The following is a 4,559-nucleotide window of genomic DNA, read 5'->3' on the forward strand; positions in this document are numbered from 1 at the left end:
TTACGATTCACCGTCTCGATGAATACGGTAATAAGATTATCGAAGAAGACGTGTTTAGTATCATAAGAAAGCATTTTTCATGATTGCAGGCCGATTTCAGAGATGAAATCGGCTTTTTTAATCCAGCTCCAGCGCATAGCCCCTCGAGTCGCTTGTCTAGCTGCGGCTCCTAACTCCTCGAGACGCTTCGGTCCTGCCCATGAAGTCAAAGAACGACTTCACCGTCAGGCCCTCCAGCGCTTTTCGGAGTTGAGCAGTCGCCTCCGCTTTATAAGGAAAACGGAACGATTTCCTGGGAAACGAGCGAGGAGATCCAGCCGCAGGAGATTTACAAGTTTGTGATTGAGTACTATACCGACAGCATCAAAGAAAAAGACGGCACTAAGACACTTACTTACGATTTTAAAAGCTTCGCTGATATCGGGTTGTTAAACCTGATTTTTGTTGAGCCGCTTAATTCAGACAGCTTTAAGCTGGAGCCTGCTTCAGAGCAGCACCAGAAAAATTCGTACAACATGAACATGTTTTTATATCAAAGCCAGGGAATGAAGCCTGGTGAAGAAAAGAATATCTCACTTCAATACAAACGAGCTGATGAAAGGACGACAGCGGAAATCATGGAAGCTATGGCCGGGGATGCAAAGAAGGCCGGCACTGTAAAACAAAACGAAGAAAAAATGCCTCTGTGGCTTGTCATTACAGTCGTTGGCAGTGTGACCATAGTTGCGGCTGTACTATTGATTTTCATCATGAAGAAAAAGAAAGTAAAGCCGGTTAAAGATGATGCTTCAAATGATTTAGAAGCCAAAAAGTCAAAGCTCCGCGCCATGTTAGTGGAAGGAAGCATAACGGAAGCAGAATACAACGAATTGATCAAAAAGCTGGGAGGTAGAAAGTAATGTCCAAAAATAAAAAAATCGTAGTGGGACTGAGCCTGGCAGCAGTTGCATTCGTGATCATGATGTTTTCAACAATGCCGAGCGCAGGGAGCAAGGAAATCACGATTGGCGACCTCAGCAAGAATGGTTCGAAATATGAGGGCGATTATATTATGACGCAAGGCCTGCTTAATAAGGATTCGGTTAAATGGGATGCTGACAAGCTGGAACTCCGTTTTGAACTTTACGAGGAAGGCCAGGGAACACTAAAGGTTTTCCATAAAGGCATCAAGCCGGACAATTTCACGGAGGATGTCATCGTGTTGGTGGAAGGCTTTATCCAGGAAGACGGAGTGTTTGAAGCGGAAAAAGTCCAGACAAAATGCCCGACAAAATATGAAGGTGAAGACATGGAGAACTATGATACCGAAATGCATAAGGAAATGTACAAAAATGACAAGAAGGAATAAAACAGATGGGTGGTTATCTGTATGTATCTAATTGGAAACATCTCAATCTACCTTGGGATCGTGATTTCGCTTTACGGAATCATTGCCAATATCGTCGGGATTAAGAAGAAAAGCAGCAAGTGGATTGAAAGCGCTAGAGGTGCAGTACTTTCGCTGGCTTTTGTGGCAAGCATCGCATCCTTCCTGTTGCTTTATCTTCTCGGAACAAGCCAATTCCAATATAAATATGTGGCTTCGTATACAAATGAGAGCCTGTCGATGGCTTATAAATTGACAGCATTTTGGGCGGGTAACGCTGGATCCCTGCTGTTATGGGCCGTCCTATTAGCAATATACGCAACCATGGTCGTTTTTTCAAAAGAAAAGAAAAACCCGATGATGCCCTATGTATCGAGCATCTTGATGGTGAACATCCTGTTCTTTTTCACTGTAATGGCATTTAATGCAAACCCATTTGAAATGACCGATAAAATTCCAGCAGATGGAAAAGGGCTTAACCCAATGCTGCAAAATCCAGGAATGATCCTGCACCCTGTAACGCTCTATATGGGTTATGTAGGGTTGGCCGTTCCATTCGCGTTTGGGATTGCGGCACTGATCCTGAAGAGAATGGATTCAGAGTGGATCAAGCTGACAAGAAGATGGACCTTGCTTGCATGGCTGTTCCTGACGCTCGGCAATGTGATTGGCGGCTGGTGGGCATACCTTGAGCTAGGCTGGGGTGGCTACTGGGCATGGGACCCGGTTGAGAACGCCTCGTTCCTGCCATGGTTGACTGTATCAGCATTCCTGCACTCAGTCATGATCCAGGAACGGAAAAACATGCTGAAGACCTGGAACGTAAGCTTGATCATTCTATCTTATATCCTGACACTGTTTGGAACTTTCCTTGTGAGAAGCGGAATCCTGACGAGTGTCCACGCGTTTGGCGACAGCAATCTGGGTATGTACTTCCTAGTCTTCATGGCCTTCATGATGCTGTTTTCACTTTATATCGTCATGACAAGGTACGGACTGTTGAAGAAAGACAGCAGTCCCATTGAGGCTTATTTTTCAAAAGAAAGCAGCTTCCTGCTGAACAACCTGATTCTGGTGGCTGCCGCTTTCGCTGTTTTCTGGGGGACGATGTATCCGCTGATTTCAGAAACTTTTACAGGCACCAAGATCAATGTAGGAGCACCATATTTTAATAAAGTGATGGCCCCGATCTTGCTGGTGCTGATTGTATTGATGGGCATCTGTCCACTGATCGCCTGGCAAAAAGCAGTGTTTGAAAAGTTCAAGAAAAACGTGCTTTGGCCGCTGGCAATGGGAGTTGCCACCGCAATCATCCTGTTCGCTTTTGGCGTCAAGGGAATTTACGCGATTATCGGCTTATCGGCAACAAGCTTCATGTTCGGAACACACTTGCAGGAATTCGCGAGAGGCATCAGCGCCAGACGGAAAGCAACGAAGGAAAACATCCTGAAGGCAGCGTTCAAGCTAACGGTAAAAAACCAGCGCCGCTATGGCGGCTATATCGTCCATATCGGAATTGCAGTCATCGCGGTAGGTGTCATTTCTTCGCACACTTACTCAACAGAAGTGCTGAAAACGGTGGATGCCGGGAACAGCATCAAAACCGGCGATTACAGCCTGAAATTTAACGAGCTGACTGAGCATACAAAAAACGGCAATGGAATAGTAGTGGCAGATATTGATGTTACGTATAAGGGCAAGGACATCGGCAAAATCAAGCCTGAAAAAATCTTCTATGAAACATGGCCTGAGCCATCAACAGAGGTAGCGATCAAGACAAATTGGAGCCAGGACTTATATGTCGTGCTCAGCTCCTGGGAGAACAAAGAAAAAGTGACGTTCATGGTAAAAGTAAATCCATTCGTAAGCTGGATTTGGGTGGGCGGCATCATCATGGTGATCGGCACAGCATTTGCCCTCATAGGCGGCAGGCCGACAACATCGCGCTACCAAATCAATAAAGGCATTTCGAGAGTGGGAGGGTGAAGAAGATGAATAAGAAAATTATCTTAACGACACTTCTTTTGCTTATCCTGATTCCAAGTATGACGACAGCTTTTACGTATAATTCGAAGGAATTCAAGCAGATCATCGGCCAGCTTGATATGCAGGGCCATGCTGACCATGATCTATCTACCTGTTCAGTAAAAAAAATCTACTACGATGAAGTGGTTGAGATGCTGAACGGCGGCAAATCAGAACCGGAAATCATCCAGTCCTATGTTGAAGAATACGGGCAGGCAGCCTTGAGAACTCCGGGCGGCGGCAAAAGTGGCTGGATTGCCTGGGGAATGCCAGCAGCCGGAGTGGGAATCGGCAGTGTGATTGTCGGTGTCTGGCTCAGGAAATTAACAGTCAAAAAGGCAGAATCAAAGCTTGAGACGAAGACAGCGTGGAAATCGGAAGTCGAGAAAGAAATTGCGGCAAAAACATTTGACGAAGAGCGCCGGAAGCTTTTCTAGGAGCTGATCAAAATGGATTATGTATTTTTAATAATAGGTTCACTCGTAATCAATACTTGCTTTTACTTTATCATATCTCCTTTTTTCTCGGCTGGCGAGGTGCCGGCTGCGGGAATGGAGACAGAGAGTGATAAGCTCACGCTTGAGCAAGTATATAGTGCTGTGAATGAGCTGGAGATGGACTTCTTAATGAAGAAAATCTCTCGTGAGGATTTTGAGAAATTGAAAGAAGACTATCAATTGCTCGCGACCGAAATGTTAAAGGAAGAAGCGCAAGGGCGCAAGGCAAAGCATCTCCCAGAGAGCAAAAAGAAGAAAAAGGATGCCGAAGCAGAGGCAGAAATTCTTAGAGAACTGAAAAAGCTTCGCCAGCAGAAGGGGTGATCAGTATGGTGCCAGCCTACCATCCTGAATGGCTCGTGAACTTCTGGCTCAGTACTCCGGGTTTGAACATGGTCAATCCACACTACATGCTGATCGTTTTAGCTGCTGTCATTATTGTTGTCTGGTTTTTGCGAAAGAAGAGGATGCCTGCTGAGGACATCATTAGTGAGGAAGACCAGTTATTCAAACACCTTTTACTCAGAAAAAAAGTGATTGAAGGGGAGCTGGCCGGCCTTGAAGCAAGGCTGTCAGCAGCTGAAATCACTGAAGAGCACTTTGAAAAAATGGAACTTGATTACCATAGACATCTCGCCGAGGTAAACAAAGAACTGGAACAATACACTTAA

General features: G+C 45.3%; 7 protein-coding genes. 6 read left to right on the top strand and 1 reads right to left on the bottom strand.

Annotated elements, in window-relative coordinates; genetic code table 11:
- Positions 1 to 77: 77 nt before the first annotated feature.
- Positions 78 to 209, bottom strand: a complete 132-nt coding sequence (locus tag ACH0QE_RS22265; RefSeq protein ID WP_415802623.1) for a hypothetical protein — start codon at positions 207 to 209, stop codon at positions 78 to 80.
- A gap of 129 nt (positions 210 to 338) precedes the next feature.
- Between ACH0QE_RS22265 and ACH0QE_RS22270 the strand changes: the two genes are divergently transcribed.
- From ACH0QE_RS22270 to ACH0QE_RS22295, 6 genes are read left to right on the top strand one after another with little or no spacing between them, the layout of a single operon-like run.
- Positions 339 to 899, top strand: a complete 561-nt coding sequence (locus ACH0QE_RS22270) for a hypothetical protein (protein WP_415802624.1) — start codon at positions 339 to 341, stop codon at positions 897 to 899.
- The gene (locus ACH0QE_RS22275) at positions 899 to 1,348 is read left to right on the top strand and encodes a cytochrome c maturation protein CcmE (protein WP_415802625.1); all 450 of its coding nucleotides are present in this window, start codon (positions 899 to 901) and stop codon (positions 1,346 to 1,348) included. The genes ACH0QE_RS22270 and ACH0QE_RS22275 overlap by 1 nt, the downstream gene beginning before the upstream one ends.
- 21 nt (positions 1,349 to 1,369) lie before the next feature.
- Positions 1,370 to 3,352, top strand: coding sequence for a heme lyase CcmF/NrfE family subunit (locus ACH0QE_RS22280; protein WP_415802626.1), 1,983 nt, complete (start codon positions 1,370 to 1,372; stop codon positions 3,350 to 3,352).
- 5 nt (positions 3,353 to 3,357) lie between these two features.
- Positions 3,358 to 3,828, top strand: a complete 471-nt coding sequence (locus tag ACH0QE_RS22285) for a cytochrome c-type biogenesis protein CcmH (RefSeq protein ID WP_415802627.1) — start codon at positions 3,358 to 3,360, stop codon at positions 3,826 to 3,828.
- A 12-nt stretch (positions 3,829 to 3,840) separates the two neighbouring features.
- Positions 3,841 to 4,212 carry a hypothetical protein gene (locus ACH0QE_RS22290; protein ID WP_415802628.1) on the top strand — a complete coding sequence of 124 codons (372 nt, stop codon included), beginning with the start codon at positions 3,841 to 3,843 and terminating at the stop codon, positions 4,210 to 4,212.
- 5 nt (positions 4,213 to 4,217) lie between these two features.
- Entirely contained in the window at positions 4,218 to 4,559 is a 342-nt protein-coding gene (locus ACH0QE_RS22295; RefSeq protein WP_415802629.1) for a hypothetical protein, read from the top strand.

Source organism: Mesobacillus sp. (genome assembly GCF_047739415.1).
Classification (GTDB): Bacteria; Bacillota; Bacilli; order Bacillales; family Cytobacillaceae; genus Mesobacillus.

Coding starts and splice junctions, on each gene's coding strand:
- ACH0QE_RS22275 (WP_415802625.1), top strand. CDS start 899: ATGTCCAAAAATAAAAAAATCGTAGTGGGACTGAGCCTGGCAGCAGTT.
- ACH0QE_RS22280 (WP_415802626.1), top strand. CDS start 1,370: ATGTATCTAATTGGAAACATCTCAATCTACCTTGGGATCGTGATTTCG.
- ACH0QE_RS22285 (WP_415802627.1), top strand. CDS start 3,358: ATGAATAAGAAAATTATCTTAACGACACTTCTTTTGCTTATCCTGATT.
- ACH0QE_RS22290 (WP_415802628.1), top strand. CDS start 3,841: ATGGATTATGTATTTTTAATAATAGGTTCACTCGTAATCAATACTTGC.
- ACH0QE_RS22295 (WP_415802629.1), top strand. CDS start 4,218: ATGGTGCCAGCCTACCATCCTGAATGGCTCGTGAACTTCTGGCTCAGT.